Raw genomic sequence first — 22287 nt, forward strand, 5'->3', positions numbered from 1 at the left:
GCGCGCACCGAAGGCTCGTCGAGGCGGTCCGGTACAGGGGTGAGCCGGATCGAGTGTCAGAGCATCAGCAGAAGGCGTGTGTTCGGGACGAGCTTGCGGTTCACGCTGGTGCTCTGCACGAAGATCGTGTAGTCGTCGTTGTGGTCCGGCTTGACGCGTATCTCCACGTCAGGCAGGCCGAGCAGGGCGCGGGCCTCGGGCCCGGTGTAGACCCGGTCCGTCTTCTTCTCCAGCACCGCGATCTGCTTCCGCGCCTGGATCTTCTCCGACTTGCTCAGCTGGTAGAAGGCGCCACCGGTACGGTAGTCGTGCCCGCACTCGATGACCCACTCCCGGATGCCCGCGTGGCGGGCCACCGGGATCAGCTGGTACTCCGACGGCTCGACCGGCGTGAGGCCGGCCGCCTTGATCGTCTTCTTGTTGACCGTCTGGGCGCCCGTGGAGAACACCGACCGCGATCCCCGGATGCCCTGCGAGCGGCCCACCATGAAGTTCTCGGTGGCCTGCCTGATGACCTGCCCGGCCTCCTCGAGGCCCTGGGTGCTCGTCGCGTCCCAGATGGCTATGTTGTCCTTCGGGAAACCGCACTGCATGGCCTCTCGCTTGCCCATCTGGTCGGGCACGAGGACGGCCAGCGTCCAGTTGTCCTGCTGTGTCCGCATCATCTCGGCCACGGCCTGGACCAGTTCACGCGGATCCCTGGAGGCGGCGTCGGCGTCCGGACAGCGATGACTCGCGTTCTCCTGCCCGTCGGTGAGGACGAACGTCAGGAAGCTGTGGTCGCCGTACAGTTGCGCCGTCTGGGCCAGCTCCCGCTGTGACTTCAGCGCGGCCGCCAGCAGCGCCGTCATCCCGCCGACCCGGTACAGCTGCTTGAGCGACGGCATCCGCAGCACGTCCTTGTCGTAGATGACGCACTCCACCTTGTCCGCGAAGACGTACACCGTGACGCGCGTTTCCTGGTCCAGCTCCCTGGACCGGCGGGCGAGGTACGCGATCTGCTGATCGGCGACTTCGACGACCTTGCGGCTCAGGTGCGACATGGACGAACTGGCATCCAGTACAAGGGCCACGTGGTTGATGTAGTTCTGGTTGCCGGACATGGCAGCTCCCCCTCTTTCCGACTCGATGCACCTACCGTCTCACCCGCCACTGACAATCGGACTCGGCTCTCATACCGGACGAACCGCAGCCGGGGCGCGGCGCCGGCCACACAACTCCGGTGCGCGCGGGCGCCACTTGCCTGTCACTGACGTGTTTGCCGAGGCCGCTCTTGGCAGGTGAACGAGTTGCTGGGAAGGTTCGGCACGCGGCCCGGCAGGCACAGCCGGGCCGTCACCGGAGACCGCGCCGCCGAGGTGTTCCGGCTCAGCTCCCGCCCGGCCCCCGGCCGGCGGGGAGGGAGCAGGCCGGCGTGCTGCCGGGCAGTCGATGACGGTTGTGGGCGATGGCGCGGTAGACGCCGTGGGCGAGCCATCGTGCCGGCGCCAGCCGCAGTACCGCCCCCACGACGGGCCAGCCGCCGCGTGCGCTGGACAGCAGTTTGGCGACCGCCTGCGCGCCGCCGTACACCGTTCCGTCCGGGGTGACCCACAGGGCCTCGTACTCGGCCCGCTCCTGGGCCACGCCCAGCGCCTCCAGGTCGGCCCACTGGCGGGCCGTGATGTCGCAGCGCGGGCCGATCCATCTCCGTGCGAGGGTCACGGAGGCCGTGCAGAAGCCGCAGTCACCGTCGTAGACCAGTACAGGTCGCGTTCGCATGACCTCCATGATGCGCGCTTTCGGCCCCGTCCGACGGACGGGCGGCTCAGGCGGCCAGCGACTGGGTCGTCCTCGTCCCCGCACGGCGGTCCGCCCGCCACCGTTCCAGAAGAGCGTCGGCGGCGGTGAGGGCCTCGTCCACCGACCGGGTGCCGGTGAGGAGGCAGAGCATGCCGGAAGTGTCTTCCAGCTCTCGGCTCGAGTGGCCGGTGGGCTGCAGGTCATGGCGGAAGCGCGCGTCGGCGAAGCGAGCCAGCACCGCTCGCAGTTCCTTCTCCGCAGGCAACAGCACAGCGACCACCTCTCTCGACGGACGGGCCGTCGCCCGGGGCCCGTGACATCCGTACGCGCGCACCCGACGGGCGGCGCCACGACGGGAAGGAAGCCGATCCTTCCCCGGGGACTCGTGTGCCCCCGAAGGATCACCGTATGCACCACTCCTGGCACACCCTGTCGATGACGCGCCCCCGACCGGGCCGAGCGGTCCCGTGCCATGAGCCGCCCGGTGCCGCAAGGGCGTTGTGCCACGAGTTTTGGAACACGCTTTACGCGATACACGCAACTGCGGCCCGCGTCCTCACTGTCTGACAGGGCGTTGGGCCTGACAGGGCCGAATGACGAGAGAGTGGGGCAGGTCGTGGGACGGGGCAAGAGCGGCATAGGGATCGCGGTCGTCGCGGGCGCGATGCTGGTGGGCGTGAGCGCCTGTGGCGGAACCGGCGGTGACAAGGCCGGCGGGGACGACGCGAAGGCGCCCGGCAAGCACGGTGCGAGCGCCTCTCCGTCACCGGCGAAGCCCAAGGGGCCCCCGATGCTGCTGGAGACGATCACTCCGCAGACGGGGGCCACGGTCGGCGTGGCCATGCCGATCTCGGTGGTCTTCACGAACCCGGTCGCGGAGAAGGCTCGGGCCGCGGTGGAGAAGCACATGAAGGTGAGTGCCTCGCAGCCGGTGGCCGGCGCCTGGCACTGGTTCGGCGACAAGCGCGCCGACTGGCGGCCGAAGACGTACTGGCCGTCCGGCACGAAGGTGAAGATCGACGCCGACATGCAGGGCGTCAGCAACGGCAACGGCCGCTACGGCGTACACGGCTACACGCACACGTTCACGGTCGGCGACGACGTACGCGCGGATGTGTCGGTGACCGGTCACACCATGAAGGTGACCAGGAACGGCAAGCCGGTACGCACTCTCTCGATCAACGCGGGCAGCGCTCAGTATCCGACGTGGAACGGCACCATGGCCGTCATCGACAAGCAGGAGAAGGTCCACATGACCTCCTGCAGCGTCGGCATCAGCTGCGACAAGGGCAGCGCCAACTACTACGACCTGACGCTGCCGTGGGACGTCCACCTCACCCAGTCGGGCACGTACGTGCACTACTCGACCGGCGACCCCAATCCGGGCAGCGGCAGCGCGCGCGGCTCGCACGGCTGTGTCCACCTGTCGATGTCGGACGCCAAGTGGTTCTACGGCCAGGTCAAGCAGGGCGACCCGGTCACCATCACCGGCTCGGCCCGTGCCAAGGCCCCGGCCGACAACGGGTACGCCGCCTTCAACCTGGGATGGGACCAGTGGCTCGCGGCCAGCGCCTCCGGCGAGGGGACGACAGCGACCCTGTGACGCGCCGCGGGCGAAGGTGACTTCCCGCCCACGGCCGCGACACGCCATCCCCTCGAGGGGCGACACAAAAAGCGATCGGCTCCCTCCCGTCATGGGAGGGAGCCGATCCGCTGTGTCCGGCTGTGCGGTGTCACGCGTGCCGGTGCGAGCGCCGGTTGCCGGTGACGAGGCGGTACAGAACGAGCAGGATGAGGGAGCCGACGATCGCCGCGATCCAGGTGGAGAGGTCGAAGAACCCGTCGATGGAGTCGACTCCGAAGATGACCTTGCCGAGCCAGCCGCCGAGCAGACCGCCGACGATGCCGATGAGCATGGTGACGATGATGCCGCCGGGGTCCTTACCCGGCATCAGGGCCTTGGCGATGGCGCCGGCGAGCAGCCCGATGATGATCCACGCGATGATGCCCATGTACGTCTCCGCTTCGTCTCATAAAGAACTTGTTAGTTCATCGTGTGTTCCGTATGTGCCCGAACAAACGTCCCGGATTGCTGCGGGGCATCACACGGTGCGCGGCCGAGCGAGGTCGGAGCCCGGGTGTGCCGGGGTGTCTCCCGGAGCGGGCGCGGATGTGACACTCTTCAAGGAGAGCCAGCCTGGTCTGGTGGGAGACCCCGCGCCGCCGTGTGGTGATGAGATCCGGTGGCCGGTGGAAGGTGCGGGTGGTCTCGCTCGGCTGTGAGCGGCACATGCCGCGCGCTTGACGGCCTACTTCCCGCAGTGGGAGCCGACCGTGATGGGCTTTGATCCCGAACGGTGGTTCCACCATGCCGTCCTTCGACGTACACGTCAGCAGTCATCACAACCGCGTCATGCTCACCGTGGCGGGCGAACTGGACTTCGATACCTGCCCGCGGATCACGCAGGTCACCGACACGGTGAGCATCCGCGACCGCATCCTCTGCCTGGACCTGGCCGGTGTGTCGTTCATGGACGCCAGCGGCCTGAGTCTGCTGCAAGGCCTGCACCGGCACACCGAAGCGGAAGGCGGAACACTGGAACTGTCCGGCCTGCAGGAGCAGCCGCGGCGCATCCTGGAACTCACCGCCGCCGACGCCCGAGGCCACGTGGTGCCGGGCCCGGCACCACGGTGAAGTCGCCCGCTCCCACCTCGCGTTGTGGCGACGAGGGCGTCCGGTCGTCGTAGCGCGCCGGCCGGTGACCCCGCGGTCGGGCCTGGGCGTGGCGCCGCGGCGCTACTCCGCGGCCGCTTCCAGCTCCCGCCTGAGGTTCCGCAGCGTCACATCGATGTTGCGGGCCTGAAAGGTCGCGAAGGTGCTGCCCGCTGTGACGACCCGGTCGAAGGCGTTGGCCGCGAAGGCGGGCCAGGCGCGCCGGTCGTCGGTCCAGGTCTCCGTGACGCGCGTACCTTCGCTGATCGGCTCGAAGCGGTACTCCCAACTGGCGATCGGCCCGCGCAGACGCGGTTGTCCGAGGCCGATGGCGTGGACTCGGAACGCGAAGCGACGGCCGGGTTCTCGGGGCTCCAGCGGCCCATGTCGGAGGGGCGGCTCACGGCCTGGTAGGCGACCTCGGGCGGGACCCTGACGAGGATGCTCTCGCTTACCGTGAATATGCGGGCCACTGCGGTACCTCTTCCTGCGCGACAGAAGTTACTCCCCGGTAGTGGCATGGTAAGTGCCGGGACGGCACGTGGTGACCCGGGAAGTGACGCCCGGTATCAGTCCTCCGAGTCCTCGTCCTCTCCGGCCGTGTCCCCGATGGCCACCCGCAGATCGTGCATGCCCTGCATCGTGTCGATGAGCGCTTCCTCCGCCCCGCTCAGGGCCCGCCTGGTTCCCTCGACGTCACCGCGGTCGGCGTGCAACTGGGCGCTGAGGGTGTACAGGGCCGTCATCGCGGCCGCGAAGGACGCCTCCTGGCCCGGAGGCGTCTCCTCCGCCTCGGATTCCGAGACCTGGATGGCGGTGCGCTGCAGTCTGTTCGTCAGGATGTTGACGGCGACGCCGGGATCATGGCCCAGATGCTCCGCCCAGCCGAGCATCGTGTCGAGGACGTCCTCGATCTCCCCCTCCTCGGACAGCCGCGTCGCGGCGGTGATCTCCCACTCCGCCTTGGCCAGCAGATGGCCCAGCAGTCGCAGGCGATCGGGTTCCCGCGGCTCATCGCGCCGCGCTTCTGGATCCGCCGTCGGTTCGGCTCCCAGAGCGCTCAACGCCGCACTGATCTGTTCGGCACTCACCGGACGCTCGCTCTTGATGCTCACGCTCTCAGCTTCACCCCTCGAAGGCGTCGTCGCCCGTCCACACACCCGGTGGGAGCACTGCCGGCCCGGCCCGGTGGGATGCGGCCCGCCCCCGATGGCCATGCTCCTGTCTCAGGTGCCGTTCGTGCTGTCGAGCGCGTCGGTGTACTGCTCGTCGGTGACGGGTTCGAGCCAGGTCGTGCCGTCTCCGTCGGCATCGCCGACGACCATCGCGATGTGCGCCATGAGGGTGGTGTCGGTGGCGCCGTGCCAGTGCTCCTCGCCCGCGGGGCACTTGAGGGTGTGGCCGGCGCTGACGCGTACCACGTTGCCGTGGCGGGTGCCGACCAGGCCGACGCCGTCGGTGACGTAGAGGGTCTGGCCGTTGGCGTGGGAGTGCCAGTTGGTGCGGGCGCCGGGAGTGAAGCGGACCAGGGCCGAGGCGAGGCGGGCAGGTGGGGTGGGGGCCTCGATCATGTTCAGGTAGACGTCGCCGGTGAACCGCTCGGCCGGTGCCTTGGCCGTCGGGGTGGAGGTGATGTGCTTCATGTTCGTCGTCCTTGTCGGGTGAGGGTGCTGGGCAGTGCGGAGTCAGGCCGAGGCGGTGCCGCGTTCGTCGGCGATCTTCTTCAGTCTGGTGACAGCGGTCATGGCGTTGGGCCAGCCGGCGTAGAAGGCGAGATGGGTGATGGCCTCGGACAGCTCTTCGACGCTGAGCCCGTTGTCCAGGGCGACGCCGAGGTGGTGGTCGAGCTGCTCGCCGCGGTAGAGCGCGGCCAGTGTGGTCACGGTGACCAGGCTCCGGTCACGAGGGGACAGGCCGGGACGGTCCCAGATGTCGCCGAAGAGGACATCGTCGGTGACCTCGACGAGCTTGGGGGCGATCGTCCTGAGCTCTTCGGGCGCGGACTGCTCGGGCATGGCTCTTCTCCTTGATCCGGGTGGGTGGTACGCGTCCTATCGGGCGGTGTAGCCGCCGTCGACGGGAAGGGCGACGCCGACGACGAAGCTCGCGCCGTCGCTGCACAGCCACAGGACGGCCTGGGCCATCTCGTCGGCGGTGCCGAGCCGGCCCAGGGGCTGGGCGGCCTCGGCCTCGGCGCGGTCGAGTTCTCCCTCGGCGATCATGTCGCGGACCATCGGGGTGTCGATGGTGCCGGGGCAGATGGCGTTGATGCGATGCCGCGTGGGGCGTACTCGAGCGCGGCACTCGTCGTCAGGCCGATCACGCCGTGCTTGGTCGAGTGGTACGAAGCGCGGCCGGGGATGCCGACGAGGCCGCCGAGGGAGGAGCAGTTGACGATGGCGCCGCTGCCCTGAGCGCGCATGTGGCGCAGTTCGTGCTTCATGGCGGCCCAGACACCGCGCAGATTGATGGCGTGGACCTTCTCGAACTGGTCGATGCCCTCGTCGGCGGCGTCGGTGGGCGGGATCTGGATGCCGGCGTTGTTGTAGGCCATGTCGAGGCGGCCGAAGGTGTCCACCGTGGCGTCGACGGCGGCGGCGACCTGGTCCTCGTCGGTGACGTCGCAGACCAGAGCGAGGACCCGGTGGCCTGCGTCGGTCAGGCTCTTCGCCGCCCGGTGCACCGCGGCCTCGTCGATGTCGGCGAGGGCGACGGCAGCGCCGGAGGCGGCGAAGGCGCGGGCGGCGGCCAGGCCCATCCCGGAGCCGGCGCCGGTGACGAAGGCGACCTGTCCGGTGAAGTCGTAGCCGGGGTTCTTGGGATTCATACGGTGAGGAACCACTCCTTGAGGGTGGGTCAGGAGACGGGCTGGATGTGGCCGCGGTCGGCGTCGGCCGGGCGGTCGATGTCGCCCCGGTCGGTCGAGTCACCGGCCCGGTCGGGGTGCGGGCGGACAGTGCTGCCGCCGTCGACGAACAGCGGCGTGCCGCGCCCCAGCACCCGCGTCCCGGGCAGAACAGCTCTGCTCGGACCGGTGGGTTCCCCCTGTCAGGGCTTCAGGAGCGCCTTGATGGCACGGCGCTCGTCCATCGCCCGGTACCCCTCGGCGACCTGGTCCAGCGGCAGGGCGAGGTCGAAGACCTTGCCCGGGTCGATCGCGCCGGTCTGGACGCGGTCGATGAGGTCGGGCAGGTAGCGGCGGACGGGCGCGGGGCCGCCGCGCAGGCCGACGTGGGAGAAGAACAGCTCCTGGCCGTCGACGGCGACGTCGTGGGGGACGCCGACGAAGCCGACGTTGCCGCCGGGCCGGGCGGAGCGCAGAGCCTGCCGCATGGCCTCGCCGGTGCCGACGCACTCCAGCACACTGTCGGCGCCGATCCCGCCGGTCAGCTCCTTGATCCGCTCGACGCCTTCCGCGCCGCGCTCGGCGACGACATCGGTGGCACCGAACTCGCGGGCCAGCCGCTGCCGTTTCTCGTGACGGGACATGGCGATGATGCGCTCCGCGCCCATTTCCTTGGCGGCGATCACCGCGCACAGGCCGACGGCACCGTCACCGACCACCACGGCGGTCGAGCCGGGCTTCACCTCGGCGGCATCCGCGGCCCACCAGCCGGTGCCCATCACGTCGGAGACCGCCAGCAGCCCGGCCCACAGTTCCTCGTCCGGGGTGCCGTCGGTGGCGACCAGGGTGCCCTGGGCGTTGGGGATGCGAACGTGGTCGGCCTGGCAGGTCGACATGAACTCCCGGTGCAGGCAGTTCGACTGGAAACCGTTCCGGCAGTTCGCGCAGGTGTTGTCCGAGGTGGCAAACGAGCCGATCACGAACTGACCCGGCCTGACCGAGGTGACCTCGGAGCCGACCTCCTCGACGAAGCCGACGTACTCGTGGCCCATCGGATGCGGCTCATCGGTCGGCTCCACGCCACGGTAGGGCCACAGGTCCGAGCCGCACACGCAGGTCACGGCGGTGCGGATGATCGCGTCGGTCGGATTGAGGATCTTGGGGTCGTCCAGGGTCTCGAAACGGATGTCGCCGGGGGCGTAGATCATTGCGCCGCGCATGAGAAGGGTTCCTTTGCGTTCCGGGGCGACATACCGAGGGGAAGCGGCCGTCGCCGAGTGCAGAGCCGGTGGCACCCGTCCTGACCGGCTCGCGGTCGGGCGACAAGCACCACGTCTTCCAGGTAACCCGCTCCTGCCGCGGGGAGCGAGGCACGGTCGAGGGGTGTACCGCCAGTACATCCCTTCCGCCGCGGGCGGGACGTACCGTCGAGAGCGTGGACAACCGAGCAGAGGTCCGCGAGTTCCTGACCTCGCGGCGAGCCAAGATCACCCCCGAGCGGGCGGGCCTGCCCTCCGGCAGCCGGCGCCGGGTGCCCGGCCTGCGCAGGAGCGAGGTCGCCGCACTGGCCGACATGAGCGTGGAGTACTACTCCAAACTCGAACGCGGCAACCTCGCCGGCGCCTCCCCGGCCGTCCTCGAAGCCCTCGCCCGCGCCCTGGACCTCGATGACGCGGAACGCGCCCACCTGCTCAACCTCGCCCACGCGGCAGACGGCTCCGACGCCCTCACCCGCCCCCGGCGGCGTACCCACCAGTGGAAGGCACACCGCAGCCTGCAATGGGTCCTGGACGCCATCACCGCCGGCCCGGCCTTCGTCCGCAACGGACGCATGGACCTCCTTGCCACGAACCGGCTCGCCCGCGCGTTCTACGACGACGTCTACGCCACGCCCCACAACCAGGCCAACCTGGCCCGCTTCAACTTCCTCGACCCCGCCTCCCGCCGCTTCTACCCCGACTGGGACCAGGCCGCCGACGTCGCGGTGTCGATCCTGCGCACCGAAGCCGGCCGCAACCCCCACGACAAGGGCCTGCACGACCTCGTCGGCGAGCTCTCCACCCGAAGCGACGACTTCCGCACCCGCTGGGGTGCCCACAACGTCCGCCACCATGGCACCGGCACCAAACGCTTCCGGCACCACGCCGTCGGCGACCTCACACTCGCCTACGAAGGGCTGGAGATGGCAGCCGAACCCGGTCTCACGCTCACCGTCTACACCGCCGAACCCGCCTCTCCCTCCGAAGAGGGACTGCGCCTCCTCGCGTCCTGGGCCGCCACCCGGGATGCCGACGCCACGGAACCCTCCACGACGAACTGAGCGAGTCGCGGCAGGCCGCATACGGCTGCCGACCGGTGGCTGACGAGGCGCGCTGCCAGGAGACTGTCCATGGGAGGTCCGCCTCACGCCCGACGCGCTCGCGAGAGTGCACAGGCTGACCGGCCCGTCTCAGGTTCGTGGCCGGTCGGCCACTGGTTGGCTCGGGGCTACTGCGGAGGTGTGGCATGCCCCGAACCATCTGGTCCGGTGCCATCTCGTTCGGTCTGGTCACCGTGCCGATCAACGTGGTCAGCGCGACGGAGGACCACTCGATCCGGTTCCACCAGTTCCACACGACGGACATGGGGCGGGTCCGCTACCGCAAGATCTGCGAGCTCGAGGACCGGGAGGTCTCCCAGGACGAGATCGGCAAGGGCTACGAGCTGACCAAGACGCAGGTCATCCCCATCACCGAAGAGGATCTGCGCAATCTGCCCCTGCCGACGGCGAAGGCGATCGAGATCGACGCCTTCGTGCCGCTCGCCTCCATCGACCCGATCCGGATCGGCGAGGGCTACTACCTTCAACCGGCCGGCAAGGTCGCGGCCAAGCCGTACAAGCTGCTCGTCCAGGCGCTCGGCCGTTCGTCGAAGGTGGCGGTCGCGAAGTACGCGTGGTCCGGGCGTGAGCGGCTCGGCCTGCTCCGGGTGAAGGGCGACGTCCTGGTACTCCACGCCATGCGCTGGCCCGACGAGATCCGCTCCCCGAAGGAGCTGCTGCCGCCACCGGTGGAGGTGTCGGACGAGGAGATCGAGGGTGCGCTCGCGCTGATGGAGACCATGACCCGTGAGGACCTCGAGGGGGAGGAGTTCCAGGATCGCTACACCGAGGCCATGGCGCAGATCATCGAGGCGAAACGGGAGGAGAAGCCGCTGCCCGAGGCGCCGGAGCCGGAAGCCCCGGCCCAGGTGCTCGATCTGATGGCGGCGCTGAGCGAGTCGGTGCAGAAGGCGAAGGCCTCCCGCGGCGAGGACGCCGGCCCCGCCGAGGTGCACAGGCTGCCGAAGCCGAAGAAGGCACCGGCCGCCAAGAAGCAGTCGGCCGGGAAACAGTCGGCCGAGAAGCAGCCGGCCAAGAAGGCCGCGGCCAAGAAGGCGGCCACGAAGAAGACGGCCTCCCGACGGCCGCGAAGCGCGTAGACGGGTGTTCTCGGCCGGGGGATGTTCCCGGCCCCGCGATCTCAGGGGCGCAGTGCTTTCAGACCCCGCTTCCACGCCGTGTCCAGGTCGGCTTCGGGAGGAAAGCGGCCGTGGATCTCCAGGGTCACCATGCCGTGGGCGAACGCCCAGATGGCTCGGGCCAGGCCGAGGTCGTCGCCGCACGCGCGGAGCAGGGGCAGGGCGGCTCGGCCCTCCAGGCCTGCGGGAAGTTCGGTGCGGGGCAGGGGGTGTTCGGTGGCGAGGCAGTACAGGTGTGGGTGGGCGAGGGCGTAGTCGCGATAGGCGTCGGCGAGCGCCGCCAGGGAGCCGGGAGCACGGGCCTCGGCGGCCTCCAGTGCCTCGGCCGTCTCGGTGAGGAGCTGCGCGATCAGCTCCACCTCGACGGCGTGCTTGTCGGGGAAGTGTTTGTAGAGGGACGGCGCCTTGATGCCGAGGCGGTCGGCGAGGGCGCGCATGGTGAGCAGGGCGGGGCCGGACTCCTCCAGGAGCTCCCGGGCGACCGCCGCGATCTGCCGGGCCCTCGGGGTGAGCCGTCGGATCGTCGGCCCGTCTGCCGTCGTTCGGTCAGCCACGCTGGAAGCCCTCCTCGGTGCGGAGCCCGTAGCCGAAGGCGCGATCGAAGGAGATGTGCGCGATCCAGCCGCAGAGGGCGGCGAAGGCGGGCGGCCAGTCGATCGGCAGGGCCGTGTAGGCGGCCATCAGCGCGAGTGGGATCAGGACGCGGTGCATGGCGTTGTAGTACGGCACCGCGCGCGGGGCCAGCTGCCCCCTGGCCATGCGGGGGGCGTCACCCAGGGCGACCAGGAACGTCAGGTCCGGCACCACCAGGAAGAGCAGGGCGAGGCCGCCGGCGAGCGGGCCGTGGTTCATGCCCTCCACGACAGCGAAGGCCGACCAGAACAGGGCACTTGCCAGCCAGGCGGAGCGGCGCGGAAGGGTGAGTGTGGAGCGCGGCGCGGAAGGGGTGGCCGTCGCGGTCATGGCTGCTGCCTCCTGCGTCGTACGGTGCCGGTGGTCCTTACGGCTAACGCCGTTAGCCGCGATGTGACCGTATGGCTAACGGCGTTAGCCCGCAAGGGGTGCCGCGACGCGGAAGCGGGAATCGCCGGATTCGCGGGCCGGCCCGCGCGGCTGGCTATCGTCGGGATGTGGACAGCGGGACCGGGCGGCCGGACGAAGCGTCGATGCGGGAGTGGCGGGGTGAGTTGACGCCCCGTGCGGCCCGGGCGCTGTGGTGGGGGCCGGCCGCTCTGGTGCTGGCCGTCGTCGGTACATCGGTGCTCGTGGCCGGTGCGGACCACGCCCGCCGCCTGCCTGCCGCGGCGGCCCTCGTCCTCGTGCAGGCCTGCGCCCTGAGATGGCAGGTCCGCGCCCCGGCCCGCGTGCTGGCCGTGAACGCGGCGTCCGGGCTCGCGGTGTGGGCACTGCTGCCGGCGGTGTCCCTGACGGGGGCGCTGCTGGCGGCGCAGGTGACCTTGTGCCTGCTGTCGGCCACCCGGCCGCGGCGGGTGTCGGTGGGGGCGCTGGCGGCGATGTGCGTGCCCGCGCCGCTGGCTTTCGGGGCGGGTGGAGCCACCGGCCTGGCGGTCTATCTGCTGACGGTGGTCCTGGCGTGGATGACGGGGCAGTGGCGCAGGGCGCAGCGGGCTCGGACGCGGGCGGAGACGCGCCGGGCCGTGGTGGAGGAGCGCGCCCGGATCGCACGGGAGGTGCACGATGTGGTGGCACACACCCTGTCGGTGATGGTCGTTCAGGCGGGCGCCGCCGACGACGTGTTCGCCGAACGGCCCGACCAGGCCCGTCAGGCGCTCCAAGCCATCGAGACGAGCGCCCGCTCGGCCCTCGGCGAACTGCGCCTGCTGCTGCGTGCGTTCCGGCCCGAAGCGGGGGAGGACGAGCCCGGAGCGCAGCGGGAACAGCGGCCCTCGCTCGCGCGCCTGGACGAGCTGGCCGGCACCGTGCGTGCCACGGGGATGACCGTGCACGTGCACCGCGAGGGCGCCGTTGACGGGCTGCCGGCCGCGGTGGACCTGGCGGCGTACCGGATCGTCCAGGAGGCCTTGACCAACACGCTGCGCCACGCGGCCGGCGCCGACGAGGTGAGGGTGCGCGTGACGGCCGCGGGAGCGTGTGTGGAGGTCACGGTGGTGGACAACGGCCGTGCGCGGTGGACAGGTTCCGCGTCGGCCGGGGCCGGACGCGGTCTGGTGGGGATGGAGGAGCGGGCGCGGCTCGTGGGCGGTACGTTGCGTACCGGTCCGTCGCCCGGGGGCGGGTTCGAGGTGGCGGCGCGGCTGCCGGTGGGGGAGGTGTCATGACGGTGCGCGTGGTGGTGGCCGACGACCAGGTTCTGGTCCGAACCGGATTCCGCATGATCATCGACGCCCGGGACGACCTCGAGGTGGCCGGTGAGGCGTCCGACGGGCAGGAGGCGGTGCGGCTGACACGGGAACTGTCACCGGACGTCGTGCTCATGGACGTGCGTATGCCCGTCGTGGACGGCATCGAGGCGACCCGGCAGATCGCGGAGTGCGGCAGCCGGGCGCGGGTGCTGGTGCTGACGACCTGGGACGTGGACGCGAACGTGGTCGCCGCTCTGCGGGCGGGGGCGAGCGGCTTCCTGCTGAAGGACATGCGTCCCGCCGAGCTCGTCGACGCGATCCGCCTGACCGCGCGCGGCGACGCGCTGCTGGCGCCGGCCGTACTGAGCCGTGTCCTGGACCGCTACCTGCGCACCACACCCGACCCGGCGCCGCCGCCCTCCCTGCGCGATCTGTCCGGCCGCGAGCGGGAGGTGCTCACCCTGATCGGGCAGGCGCTGTCGAACGCGGAGATCGCCGCTCGGCTGGGCCTGTCGGAGGCGACCGTCAAGAACCATGTCACCGCGGTGCTGCGCAAACTGGGCCTGCGCGACCGCGTCCAGGCCGTCGTCGCCGCCTACGACCACGGTTTGGTGCGACCGCGCCGCCCCTGACCGCCGCTGTCCGTCCCTCTCACGACGCTCGTCTCCTCATGGCGATTCTCCTCCTCCGAGGGTCTCCTCCTCAGGGAGGAGACCGGGCCGCGATCCTCCCGCGGTCCCAGCGCCGGACCGCTCCCATGGCCGATCCGCGGGGGCGCGGCCGGCCGTAGCGTCGAGGTGTGATCGACGACCTGCCCTCCCTGATGTATCTGCTCGCCCACGACGATGCGGCCCAGGCCCCCTACGACCGGCCCCGGACACAGTTGCTGGTCCGTGCCGCCGCCCTGATCGACCTGGCCTCGCGCGGCCGGCTGGGGGAGGAGGGCGGCAGGGTCACCGTGTCCGGGACCGAGCCGACCGGCGACCCCGTCCTGGACGGCGTGCTGCGCGAGGCCGCCGCCGGTGCCCACGGCTGGAGGCACCTCATGCGCAGCGACCGCAAGCGGACCCTGACGGAGGTGGAGAACCGGCTCGCCGGCGCGGGACTCCTCACCGTGAAGGAGCCGCGCACCCCGTTCGGCACCCGACGGCTGACCGTGACGGATCGCGCGGCGCCCGCCGCGCTGCGCGCCCGTGTGTCCGCGACTCTGCACGGGACCGGACCCGTAGGGGAGATCCCCGTCGCCGACGCCGCGCTGCTGGCGCTCGCCGCGGCGGGCGGCGTCCGCGCGGTCGTCTCCCGGCAGGACCACAAGACCTGCCGGGCCCGTATCGACGCCTGCACGGGGCGGCTTGCGGCTCTCGCCCCCGGCCTCGAGAAAGCGGTACGCGCACTGCCGACCACCATGATCGCCGCACAGGGCGGCATGGGCGGGAGCTGACCTGCCCGGAGGGGAGACGATGAGCATGCACCGCGTCCTGACGAGACTGGGCTGCGCCCTGACCGCCGTCCTCGCGACGGCCTGGTCCCCCGCGGCACCACCGACGCAGTCCGCCCGGCCCGCCGCCACCACGACGGAGCGGCCCCAGCCCTCCGCCACGACGGTCCGCACCCACGACGGCCTGGTGCGGGGCGCCGCCCACGACGGTTACCGCACCTTCGAAGGCATCCCCTACGCGGCACCCCCGGTCGGCAGGCTGCGCTGGGCACTGCCGCATCGCGCGGCTCACTGGCCCGGGACAAGGGACGCGACCCGGCCCGCGAGCGCCTGCCCGCAGCAGGCCGGCGAGGTGCCCGGCGGCAGCACCGACGAGGACTGCCTCCACCTGAACGTCACCACGCCCGACGGCGCCGGACCGGCGCGCCCCCGGCCGGTGATCGTGTGGCTGCACGGCGGCGGCTTCACCACCGGAGCGGGCAGCTCCTACGACGCCCACCGCATGGCCACCCGCGGCGACGTCGTGGTCGTCACCGTCGACTACCGCCTCGGGGCGCTCGGTTTCCTCGCGCACGACGGGCTGCCGGGCTCCGGCACCTTCGGCCTGGCCGACCAGCAGGCGGCGCTGCGCTGGGTCCGCGCCGAGATCGGCGCCTTCGGCGGCGACGCGGACAACGTGACACTGGCCGGTGAATCGGCGGGCGGGTACAGCGTCTGCGCCCAGCTCGCATCGCCCGCCGCCGCGGGCCTCTTCGACCGGGCGATCATCGGCAGCGGCCCGTGCACCGGCCGCCCGGACCGGCCCTTCGCGCCCTCCTCCGTCCCCCTGTCCACAGCGCGCGCCACGGGCGCGGACTTCGCGGCCGCGGCCGGCTGCGGCTCCGCCCGCGACGTGATGGCCTGCCTACGGCGCCTCGACGTCTCCCGACTCCTCGCAGCCCAGGACACCGATCAACAACCGGCTCACACAACCCCGTTGCTGCCCAGCGACCCGGCGGCGGCGATCGCCGCCGGCCGCTTCCGCCACGTCCCCGTCCTGATCGGCGACAACCACGACGAGGGCAACGGCTGGGCCGCCGGAATCATCCAGGCCGGCAATCCCGTCACTCCCGGCACCTGGCCGGACGTCCTGGCCGCCTTCTTCCCCGGACCGGGGCAGGCGAAGGCGATCGCCCACGAGTACCCGGTGCACCGCACCGACGGCGGCCCGGTGTTCGGGGCGGTCATCGGCGACGCGGACTTCGCCTGCCCGACCGCGCGCGCCGGGAGCCTCCTGGCCGCCCATGTTCCCGTCTGGAGCTACGAGTTCGCCGACGAGCACGCTCCGCCGCTCACCCCGGGCACGCCGCCGTTCCCGCTCGGCGCACCGCACGCGAGCGAACTGCCCTACCTGTTCGACCTGGGCGGCCGCCCCCGCGACCTGACCCCGGCACAGCACCGGCTGGCCGACACCATGATCGACTACTGGACCCGCTTCGCCCGCACCGCCGACCCGAACGGCCCGTCCTCACCGCCCTGGCCCCGGCAGGCGGTGCTGTCCCTGGCACCGGACCACATCGTCCCGACCCGCACGGTGCGCTCCCGCCACCACTGCGCGTTCTGGAACGACCTCGGGTGACCATGGAGAAGACCGCCGTCGGACGACGACGCCCCGGCGTCCGGAACGGACAGCCGGGGCTCGCGGCGCCCCATCGCGCTCGGCCGGTCCACGTGGCGCCGGTCAGGCGATGTGGACACGGACCGTCCCACGGGTACGGCCACCGGCCCGGTCCCGGGTACTCGGCGAACCGAGTCGCGCGGGCTCGCGCGACCGCAGCCGAAGCGGGCCGAAGCGGGCCGAAGCGGGCCGAAGCGGGCCGAAGCGGGTGAACGGCATGAGCGATGAGTGACGAACAGGCGCACCCCGGCGGCGGGCCTCCTGGGCCCGGGCCCGAGCTGATCACGTTCGGCCACGGCACGGCCGACCGGACCGCGCTGACCGATCTCCTCCAGCGAGCCGGTGTCACTGCCGTGGTGGACGTCAGAACCGCCCCCGGCAGCCGCCGCGATCCGGACATGTCACGGCAGCGCATGGCCGAGTGGCTGCCCGAGGCGCACATCGCCTACCGGTGGGAGCAGCGGCTGGGCGGATGGCGCAGGCCCGCACCCGACTCGCCCGACACCATCTGGCGCAATGACTCGTTCCGTGGCTACGCCGCCCACACCCGCAGCCCCGGCTTCGTCACCGCGATGGACGATCTGCTGCGGCAGGCGGGCGAGTCACGGACCGCGGTGATGTGCAGCGAGGCGGTCTGGTGGCGCTGCCACCGGCGACTGATCGCCGACTTCGCCGTGCTGGCCCGCGGCGCGCACGTCCTCCACCTGATGCACGACGCACGCCTCACCACGCACACCCCCACCCAGGGGGTGCGCCTCCGGGACGACGGTCTCCTCGTCTACGACGACGGCCCGCCGGCGGCCTGAGCGACACCCCCTGACGCGGACGGACCCGCCGGTGCCATCGCCCGGGCGCGGCGGACGCCGACGCCGCCCGAGCTGCGCGGTCTCGTCAGCGACCGCGACCTCGTGGTCCGCGCCCTCGCGGAGGGCGGCGACCAGGAAGAAAGGACAGTCGCGTCCGCCTGCAGTGACGATGTGATCACGGTGGCCCCTGAAGAGGACCTCGATCACGCGGTGGAGCTCATGCGCGAGCACTCCGTCCGCCGCCTCCCGGTCATGGAACAGGGCCACCCCGTCGGCATCGTCTCGCTCGGCGACCTGGCGATCGAAAGCGATGCCGAGTCGGCACTCGGCGACATCAGCGCGGCCAAGCCGAATCAGTAGGCCGCACCGGCGGAAGTCGGCGGGCCGCACCGGCACTGCGGCGGCCCGGCGTGCCCGTGCACGCGCGCTCCCGCGCGCTGCGCGGGCACGCGGTCGCCGGGCGGCGGAACACGGCCGGGCGCCGGACCGCCGCCCCGCGAGCTCCGTGCCCCGCACGAGAGCCGGGCGCGGACGGTGTGGGATCCCGTGGGCGGGGGCACAGGGATGCTGCGGCGTCCCGCGAGGTACGGGACCCGCCCGAGGTGTGGGAGGGCACATGGACGTGCTGGCCCGGCTGGACCGATATCAGCGACGGCATCGGCGGGCGGGCATGCCGCTCGCGGTCGTGTACAAGTTCTTCGACGACCAGGCCACGTACCTCGCCGCGCTGCTGACGTACTACGGCTTCGTCTCCCTGTTCCCGCTGCTGCTGCTCCTCGTCGCGATCCTCAGCGGTGCCCTGCACGGCAATCCGGGGCTGCAGCACTCCGTACTCCACTCCGCGCTCGGTGAGTTTCCCGTGATCGGCGACCAGCTCGGGCAGAACGTGCACTCGTTCCACGGCAGCGGCGCCGCGGTCGCGGTGGGCGTGATCGGCAGCGTCTACGGCGCTTTGGGGGTGGCGCAGGCGGTCCAGCACGCCCTGAACAAGATCTTCGCCGTGCCGAGACACGCACGCCCCGACCCCCTGCGCTCACGGGTGAAGGGCCTGGGCTTTCTGCTGCTGCTCGCGGCCGGCCTCGGCCTGACGACGGCGCTGTCCGCCGCGGAATCCGCCGCGGGCATCTTCGGAGCGAGCCTGGCAGTCGGTGTCCGGGTCGTCGTCGGCGTCGCGGGTATCGCGGTCAACGCGGCGCTTCTGCTGCTGAGCTACCGCATCATGACCCGGTGCCGGCCCCCGCTGCGCCTGATGTACGGCCCCGCACTGGGAGCCGCGTGCGCCTGGCAGGTGCTTCAGTGGGGCGGTTCCTACTACGTCGGCCACGTGCTTCGGGGCGCCACGGCGACCTACGGGATGTTCGGCATCGTGCTCGGTCTGCTCGCCTGGGTCTATCTCGCCGCCGTGGTCTACCTGGCCACGGCCGAGATCATCGCCGTGCGCTTCATGCGGCTGTGGCCGCGCAGCCTGGCCACGCCCTTCACCGACCACGTCCACCTCGCCAAGGGCGACCTGCGCGCCTATCGCTCCTACGCGACCGCCGAGTCCTTCAAGGGCTTCGAGAAGGTCTCCGTCACCTTCGGCAAGCCCCCGCCGCCTGCCGTCGGCGACAAGGGGCACCCTTGACCCCCACACGCGGTACGGCCGCCCCGGAGCGCGAGTCGCGGCGCTCCGCGGGCGGCCGCGGGCCCGGCCGGCCGCGCCGTCCTACCGGCAGGTGGCCGTCCTACTGGTAGGTGACAGTGACGGGGCGGTGCACGCCGCGCCGCGGGAGCGTGATGGTCAGCTTCCCGGTCCCCGCGTCCCAGCGGTACGCGTCGGGGGAGAGCTTCGCCCCGTCGGCGGCCACCTCGGCGGGTGCCTCGGCCCCCAGGAGCGTCAGTGTCCACCGGCGCTTGCCGACGTGGCCCGGATACGACCCCTTCACCGGGCTGATCGACACGGTGTGGCGCGATCCGGTCTGCCGGTAGCGGATCGTCGTCGTCGCGCTCTTCGGCGCGGTGGCGCCGTCGTCCTCGTAGAGGCTGTACGAGCCCGAGGCGCCGGTGGCGATGGTCAGCGTGACGTCGGTCAGGGCGCTGTGCTCGTTGTGCGTGACGTCGTGCGTGCGCGTGGGCAGGATGCCGCCAGCCTTGACGAACACCGGCATCGAATCCAGATCGGTGGTGACGTCGTGGGTGGTCCCGCCGGAGTACGTCTTTCCGGTGAAGTAGTCGGTCCACCGGCCGGGCGGGAACCACACCGGCGTGGTGGCGGAGTCACCCGGCGTGGTCACCGGGGCGACCAGCATGTCGGAGCCGTAGAAGTACTCGCTGTCCGCGACGGCGTACGCCTGCGGCTCGTCCGGGTACTCGACATAGGTGGGGCGGACGATCGGCACGCCGGTGCGGTGCGCCTCCTCGGCGAGTGAGTAGGTGTAAGGCACCAGATTTTCGCGGAGGTTGAGGAACTTGTCGGCTGACCTGCGTGCTGCCGTCCCGTACTGCCAGGGCAGCCTGTCGCTGTGATTGCTGTGCAGGCGGTCGATCGGCTGGAACGTGCCGAACTGGACCCAGCGTGCGTACAGGTCGTCGGGCAGCTTGTTCGTGGTGCGGAGCCTGCCGCCGTCCGTGTACGTCTCCGAACCCGTCAGTCCCGTCGTGTCGTTGTGGCCGCCGATGTCGTGTGTGATGGCGGCCATCCCGGTCGCGGCGGACTCGCCCGGCGTGTAGCCGACCTCCTGCCTCAGCACGCCCCACGTGGAGGACGTGTCGCCGGTGAAGTGGACGGTCGTGCGCTTGTCCGCCCACGGCCCGGTCGGCAGCGCCTGCTGGCCGCTGTACCCGCCGGCCTGCAGTGAGCCGTAGGCCCGGGACAGGACGAAGCCCCGGTCGCCGGGGTCGGCGGCGGCGTACTGCTGGTTGATCCACGCGTCCGGGGTCACGCCCGGCAGCGAGGACTGCGACGCGTCGCAGCACCAGTCCAGCCACCAGAAGTCGTTGCCCTGCCGATCCATCGTGCGATGCAGGTCCATGTACGCCTTGAGTTGGTCGGGGTCGCCGAAGTCGAAGGTGTAGCAGTTGCCTTGCACGCCGGCGTCCGAGGCACAGCCGCCCTTCGTCAGCCTGCCCTTGGCCGTGGCCTGCGCCTGGGCGAACTGGGGGTCGGAGGCGAGGATGCTGGGATGCACGTTGAGCGTGTTGTGCAGTCCCTGGGCGGCCGACCAGTCGAAGAAGCCCTGGGGATCGGGGAACTTGGCGGGATCCATTTCCCAGCCGCTCCAGGCGTTCACGGCCTTGAAGTCCGTGTCGGTGACCAGGACGTCCAGCGGAACGCCCTCGGACCGGAACGCCGGCAGGATCCTGTCCTTGTAGTCGGCCGCGGTGCGGTCGATGTACTCGGAGTACCAGACGCCGTAGGCCCACTGAGGCAGCAGAGCGGGCGGCCCGGTCACGGCGGCCAGGTCCGCCAGCGCCTGCTTGTAGTCGTGCCCGAAGCCGAAGACATAGCCGTCCTGGTAGGGACCGCCGCCGTGGCCGGGCCGCTGTGTGACCTTGCGCGTCGCGGTGTCGTAGAGGGCCGACGGCGTGTCGTCCAGGAGATACCACCCGTCCTTGTTGAGCAGGCCGGGCGTGGTCACGACGGGAGAACCGCCGTTCACTCCGTCCAGGCCCCGCCGGTACCCGCCGAGCGCGACATGAGGCGGGGGCGCGGCCGTTTCCGGGCGGGCCACGGAGACGGTGTCCGCGTTGACGTGACAACTCGCCGGGTCCGGGCAGCCGAGGGTGACGTCATTCGCGCCCGCCTTGAGGGTCACGGGTACCGAGGCCGTCCGCCAGTCGTCCCAGTCCTTCGTCGCCGGGAACGTCAGGGTGCCGGTGGCGCCGCCCGCGCCGACGGTGGCGGTGCGGTCCTCGTGCCGGCCGTCGCCGCCCGTGCCGTTGGCGTACCGCACCCGCAGGGTGTAGACGCCGTCGGCGGGCACGCCGACCACATGGGCCGACAAGCTCGCCCCCTGGTCGAGTTCGGCGACGAAGCCGGTGCCCGCGTATCCCGCGTGGTCCGTGGCACTGACCGCCGAGCCGCCGATCCGCGCCGCCTCCGCCTCACAGCTCACGCCGAAACGGCAGTCCGGGATCGCGGTTGCCGAGCGCGGCGGGTAGGGGTCGCCCGGCCGTCCGAGTGCCACGCTGTCCAGGTTGATGTCACCGGAGTCCGAGGCGGCCCGGGTCAGAGCGAGGGTGTGGTGGCCCGCGCCGAGTTGAAGGCTCTTGGTGACCAGGCCCCACGTGTCCCAGTCGGCCGTGGTCGGCAGAGTCACCGTCTGCCGCGCGCCGCCGTCCACGGACAGGGTGAGCGTGCGGGGCTCGGTCCGGCCGTCACCACCACGGGAGTTGGCGTACCTCAGGCCCAACTCATAGGACCCGGCAGTGGTGACATCGATGTCAGCGGACACCGAGCTGCCGGTGCCCTCGAAACCCGCCGCGAATCCGGTCCCGGTGTGGCCGCTGTGGTCGGAGGCCACGGAGACGCCGCTGAGCTGAAGGCTCTCGGCTTCGCACAACGCGCCTGGTGTACAGGTCAGGCGGTGCCACGGGGTGGCGGTCACCGGTGTGCCGCCCGCCGTCAGCCGCACGGAGAGGTTCTGCGCGTCGAACGGTCCGGAACCGACCCGGTAGCGCAGGGTCATGGCGCTCGTCCTGATGGTGAGCCAGCCGTCGGACGTGGTGCTGGTGTAGGCCGCCGGTGTGAACGCGCTGCGGCCGATCGCGTTGAACGTCGCCTCGTCGGTGAACTTCCGGTCTCCCGCGTACTCGGTGCGGATCAGGGTCGGTGAGAGAATCTCGAAGCGGGCGTCCCCCGACGAGACGGTCGGGATGTGAGCACGTGGCGTGGCTCCTGCCGCCGCCGCGCTGGTGTGGGTCAGCGCCATCGTGGCGGTCGTGGCGAGGGCGACGACGCCCCCCGCCAGCCGCTGCGTCGATCTCGGCCGGCGCCTTGTCCATGGGGCTGGCATACGCAACTCCGTTCTCGTGTCGGCCGGGCGGCTCATCCGTCCCGCGCACGTCGTGGCTCCGACGGCACTTAAGCGGGGTGCGTCTGTTCCCGGAGGGCGAGGTGCGGAAGTACCGGAACAGGCGGCCTCTTCAGAACGAGCCGCCTGCTCTTTCAACGATGGAAATCACGCACCCAGCATGAGAGCACGCCGCCTGATGAGGTGTCCATAAGGGGGCGGGAGGCAGAAAT

At 71.3% G+C, this 22287-nt stretch carries 21 protein-coding genes and 4 pseudogenes; 11 read left to right on the forward strand and 14 right to left on the reverse strand.

Annotated elements, in window-relative coordinates; translation table 11 throughout:
• Positions 1–56: 56 nt before the first annotated feature.
• The 3 genes from ABZ478_RS20755 to ABZ478_RS20765 form a co-directional block, all read right to left on the reverse strand.
• Positions 57–1103 carry a vWA domain-containing protein gene (locus tag ABZ478_RS20755; protein ID WP_359551470.1) on the reverse strand — a complete coding sequence of 349 codons (1047 nt, stop codon included), beginning with the start codon at positions 1101–1103 and terminating at the stop codon, positions 57–59.
• Between the two features lie 265 nt (positions 1104–1368).
• Positions 1369–1761 (reverse strand): DUF393 domain-containing protein, encoded by a 393-nt coding sequence (locus tag ABZ478_RS20760; RefSeq protein ID WP_359551473.1) that lies wholly within the window; start codon positions 1759–1761, stop codon positions 1369–1371.
• Positions 1762–1807: 46 nt separating this feature from the next.
• On the reverse strand, positions 1808–2053 hold the full coding sequence (locus ABZ478_RS20765) for a DUF5133 domain-containing protein (RefSeq protein ID WP_358933785.1): 246 nt from the start codon (positions 2051–2053) through the stop codon (positions 1808–1810).
• 393 nt (positions 2054–2446) lie between these two features.
• On the opposite strand from ABZ478_RS20765, the gene ABZ478_RS20770 reads away from it, so the two are divergent.
• On the forward strand, positions 2447–3385 hold the full coding sequence (locus ABZ478_RS20770) for a L,D-transpeptidase (protein ID WP_359551678.1): 939 nt from the start codon (positions 2447–2449) through the stop codon (positions 3383–3385).
• A 130-nt stretch (positions 3386–3515) separates the two neighbouring features.
• On the opposite strand, the gene ABZ478_RS20775 is transcribed toward ABZ478_RS20770, so the two are convergent.
• Positions 3516–3794 carry a GlsB/YeaQ/YmgE family stress response membrane protein gene (locus ABZ478_RS20775; protein ID WP_351663322.1) on the reverse strand — a complete coding sequence of 93 codons (279 nt, stop codon included), beginning with the start codon at positions 3792–3794 and terminating at the stop codon, positions 3516–3518.
• 356 nt (positions 3795–4150) lie between these two features.
• On the opposite strand from ABZ478_RS20775, the gene ABZ478_RS20780 reads away from it, so the two are divergent.
• The gene (locus ABZ478_RS20780) at positions 4151–4477 is read left to right on the forward strand and encodes an STAS domain-containing protein (RefSeq protein WP_359551475.1); all 327 of its coding nucleotides are present in this window, start codon (positions 4151–4153) and stop codon (positions 4475–4477) included.
• Between the two features lie 102 nt (positions 4478–4579).
• Here ABZ478_RS20780 and ABZ478_RS20785 read toward each other — a convergent pair.
• The 7 genes and pseudogenes from ABZ478_RS20785 to ABZ478_RS20815 form a co-directional block, all read right to left on the reverse strand.
• Positions 4580–4968: pseudogene (locus tag ABZ478_RS20785) on the reverse strand (SRPBCC family protein).
• A gap of 96 nt (positions 4969–5064) precedes the next feature.
• Positions 5065–5610, reverse strand: coding sequence for a hypothetical protein (locus tag ABZ478_RS20790; RefSeq protein WP_359551478.1), 546 nt, complete (start codon positions 5608–5610; stop codon positions 5065–5067).
• 111 nt (positions 5611–5721) lie between these two features.
• On the reverse strand, positions 5722–6138 hold the full coding sequence (locus ABZ478_RS20795; protein ID WP_359551481.1) for a cupin domain-containing protein: 417 nt from the start codon (positions 6136–6138) through the stop codon (positions 5722–5724).
• A gap of 42 nt (positions 6139–6180) precedes the next feature.
• A complete protein-coding gene (locus tag ABZ478_RS20800; RefSeq protein ID WP_359551484.1) occupies positions 6181–6510 on the reverse strand; it encodes a carboxymuconolactone decarboxylase family protein in 330 nt (109 codons plus the stop codon).
• 36 nt (positions 6511–6546) lie between these two features.
• Positions 6547–7322 (reverse strand): annotated as a pseudogene (locus tag ABZ478_RS20805) (glucose 1-dehydrogenase).
• Between the two features lie 95 nt (positions 7323–7417).
• Positions 7418–7519 (reverse strand): annotated as a pseudogene (locus tag ABZ478_RS20810) (dehydrogenase); the annotation flags it as partial.
• A gap of 24 nt (positions 7520–7543) precedes the next feature.
• Positions 7544–8560 carry a zinc-dependent alcohol dehydrogenase family protein gene (locus ABZ478_RS20815; RefSeq protein ID WP_359551486.1) on the reverse strand — a complete coding sequence of 339 codons (1017 nt, stop codon included), beginning with the start codon at positions 8558–8560 and terminating at the stop codon, positions 7544–7546.
• Positions 8561–8775: 215 nt separating this feature from the next.
• Here ABZ478_RS20815 and ABZ478_RS20820 point away from each other — a divergent pair, with 215 nt between their 5' ends.
• Both ABZ478_RS20820 and ABZ478_RS20825 read left to right on the forward strand, forming a co-directional pair.
• Entirely contained in the window at positions 8776–9660 is an 885-nt protein-coding gene (locus ABZ478_RS20820; RefSeq protein ID WP_359551489.1) for a helix-turn-helix transcriptional regulator, read from the forward strand.
• A 185-nt stretch (positions 9661–9845) separates the two neighbouring features.
• A complete protein-coding gene (locus ABZ478_RS20825; RefSeq protein WP_359551492.1) occupies positions 9846–10799 on the forward strand; it encodes a Ku protein in 954 nt (317 codons plus the stop codon).
• Positions 10800–10840: 41 nt separating this feature from the next.
• Here ABZ478_RS20825 and ABZ478_RS20830 read toward each other — a convergent pair whose 3' ends face one another.
• Together ABZ478_RS20830 and ABZ478_RS20835 are read right to left on the reverse strand one after the other, a co-directional pair.
• Positions 10841–11392 carry a TetR/AcrR family transcriptional regulator gene (locus ABZ478_RS20830; protein WP_359551494.1) on the reverse strand — a complete coding sequence of 184 codons (552 nt, stop codon included), beginning with the start codon at positions 11390–11392 and terminating at the stop codon, positions 10841–10843.
• On the reverse strand, positions 11385–11801 hold the full coding sequence (locus tag ABZ478_RS20835) for a DUF4260 family protein (RefSeq protein ID WP_359551496.1): 417 nt from the start codon (positions 11799–11801) through the stop codon (positions 11385–11387). The genes ABZ478_RS20830 and ABZ478_RS20835 overlap by 8 nt, the downstream gene beginning before the upstream one ends.
• A 167-nt stretch (positions 11802–11968) precedes the next feature.
• On the opposite strand from ABZ478_RS20835, the gene ABZ478_RS20840 reads away from it, so the two are divergent.
• The 7 genes and pseudogenes from ABZ478_RS20840 to ABZ478_RS20870 all read left to right on the forward strand — a co-directional run bounded on the left by ABZ478_RS20840 (position 11969) and on the right by ABZ478_RS20870 (position 18687).
• The gene (locus ABZ478_RS20840; protein ID WP_359551498.1) at positions 11969–13138 is read left to right on the forward strand and encodes a sensor histidine kinase; all 1170 of its coding nucleotides are present in this window, start codon (positions 11969–11971) and stop codon (positions 13136–13138) included.
• Positions 13135–13794, forward strand: a complete 660-nt coding sequence (locus tag ABZ478_RS20845) for a response regulator transcription factor (protein WP_359551501.1) — start codon at positions 13135–13137, stop codon at positions 13792–13794. The genes ABZ478_RS20840 and ABZ478_RS20845 overlap by 4 nt, the downstream gene beginning before the upstream one ends.
• A 167-nt stretch (positions 13795–13961) precedes the next feature.
• Positions 13962–14603, forward strand: coding sequence for a GPP34 family phosphoprotein (locus tag ABZ478_RS20850; protein WP_359551502.1), 642 nt, complete (start codon positions 13962–13964; stop codon positions 14601–14603).
• 19 nt (positions 14604–14622) lie between these two features.
• Entirely contained in the window at positions 14623–16218 is a 1596-nt protein-coding gene (locus ABZ478_RS20855; protein ID WP_359551505.1) for a carboxylesterase family protein, read from the forward strand.
• Positions 16219–16481: 263 nt separating this feature from the next.
• Positions 16482–17063: a DUF488 domain-containing protein gene (locus ABZ478_RS20860; RefSeq protein WP_359551507.1), complete on the forward strand. Its 582-nt coding sequence runs from the start codon at positions 16482–16484 to the stop codon at positions 17061–17063.
• A 72-nt stretch (positions 17064–17135) separates the two neighbouring features.
• Positions 17136–17423, forward strand: a pseudogene (locus tag ABZ478_RS20865) (CBS domain-containing protein); the annotation flags it as partial.
• Between the two features lie 256 nt (positions 17424–17679).
• Positions 17680–18687: a YihY/virulence factor BrkB family protein gene (locus ABZ478_RS20870; protein WP_359551510.1), complete on the forward strand. Its 1008-nt coding sequence runs from the start codon at positions 17680–17682 to the stop codon at positions 18685–18687.
• Positions 18688–18787: 100 nt separating this feature from the next.
• Here ABZ478_RS20870 and ABZ478_RS20875 read toward each other — a convergent pair whose 3' ends face one another.
• The gene (locus tag ABZ478_RS20875; RefSeq protein WP_359551513.1) at positions 18788–21973 is read right to left on the reverse strand and encodes a TIM-barrel domain-containing protein; all 3186 of its coding nucleotides are present in this window, start codon (positions 21971–21973) and stop codon (positions 18788–18790) included.
• Between the last annotated feature and the right edge of the window lie 314 nt (positions 21974–22287).

The sequence above is a fragment of the Streptomyces sp. NPDC005706 genome, assembly GCF_040631045.1.
Lineage (GTDB): Bacteria > Actinomycetota > Actinomycetes > Streptomycetales > Streptomycetaceae > Streptomyces.

Bases quoted from the DNA above. Each gene is read 5' to 3' on its own strand.
- ABZ478_RS20870 (WP_359551510.1), top strand. From the start codon at position 17,680: ATGGACGTGCTGGCCCGGCTGGACCGATATCAGCGACGGCATCGGCGG.
- ABZ478_RS20760 (WP_359551473.1), bottom strand. From the start codon at position 1,761: ATGCGAACGCGACCTGTACTGGTCTACGACGGTGACTGCGGCTTCTGC.
- ABZ478_RS20815 (WP_359551486.1), bottom strand. From the start codon at position 8,560: ATGCGCGGCGCAATGATCTACGCCCCCGGCGACATCCGTTTCGAGACC.
- ABZ478_RS20795 (WP_359551481.1), bottom strand. From the start codon at position 6,138: ATGAAGCACATCACCTCCACCCCGACGGCCAAGGCACCGGCCGAGCGG.
- ABZ478_RS20845 (WP_359551501.1), top strand. From the start codon at position 13,135: ATGACGGTGCGCGTGGTGGTGGCCGACGACCAGGTTCTGGTCCGAACC.
- ABZ478_RS20855 (WP_359551505.1), top strand. From the start codon at position 14,623: ATGAGCATGCACCGCGTCCTGACGAGACTGGGCTGCGCCCTGACCGCC.
- ABZ478_RS20860 (WP_359551507.1), top strand. From the start codon at position 16,482: ATGAGTGACGAACAGGCGCACCCCGGCGGCGGGCCTCCTGGGCCCGGG.
- ABZ478_RS20835 (WP_359551496.1), bottom strand. From the start codon at position 11,801: ATGACCGCGACGGCCACCCCTTCCGCGCCGCGCTCCACACTCACCCTT.
- ABZ478_RS20875 (WP_359551513.1), bottom strand. From the start codon at position 21,973: ATGGCGCTGACCCACACCAGCGCGGCGGCGGCAGGAGCCACGCCACGT.
- ABZ478_RS20780 (WP_359551475.1), top strand. From the start codon at position 4,151: ATGCCGTCCTTCGACGTACACGTCAGCAGTCATCACAACCGCGTCATG.
- ABZ478_RS20800 (WP_359551484.1), bottom strand. From the start codon at position 6,510: ATGCCCGAGCAGTCCGCGCCCGAAGAGCTCAGGACGATCGCCCCCAAG.
- ABZ478_RS20825 (WP_359551492.1), top strand. From the start codon at position 9,846: ATGCCCCGAACCATCTGGTCCGGTGCCATCTCGTTCGGTCTGGTCACC.
- ABZ478_RS20775 (WP_351663322.1), bottom strand. From the start codon at position 3,794: ATGGGCATCATCGCGTGGATCATCATCGGGCTGCTCGCCGGCGCCATC.
- ABZ478_RS20770 (WP_359551678.1), top strand. From the start codon at position 2,447: ATGCTGGTGGGCGTGAGCGCCTGTGGCGGAACCGGCGGTGACAAGGCC.
- ABZ478_RS20755 (WP_359551470.1), bottom strand. From the start codon at position 1,103: ATGTCCGGCAACCAGAACTACATCAACCACGTGGCCCTTGTACTGGAT.